Raw genomic sequence first — 287 nt, forward strand, 5'->3', positions numbered from 1 at the left:
CTCCTCGCTCATGTTCTTGTAGTACGACCTGAACAGGACCGTACAGATCGGGAGCCCGTAGGCCACGTGCGTGACGATCAGTTCGAAGATCCCGGTGTAGTCGTTGTTGATCCCGAGCGCCCACAGGAAGCCGAGGGCGTCCTGGAGCGGGATCATCGACCAGAACTGCGAGAGCGGCACCAGAACCGCCTGGTACGGGATGAAGATCCCCGCGACGAACAGCGCGAGGACCGGCGCCTTGTACCGCTGTTTCCAGTCGGACTGCGTGAGGCCGTACGCCGCGAAGC

Annotated in this window: 1 pseudogene; it reads right to left on the bottom strand. The window is 62.7% G+C overall.

Annotated elements, in window-relative coordinates:
- Positions 1-287: pseudogene (locus EXE45_RS18765) on the bottom strand (carbohydrate ABC transporter permease); the annotation flags it as partial.

This window comes from Halorubrum sp. SP9, from assembly GCF_005435015.1.
Lineage (GTDB): Archaea > Halobacteriota > Halobacteria > Halobacteriales > Haloferacaceae > Halorubrum > Halorubrum sodomense.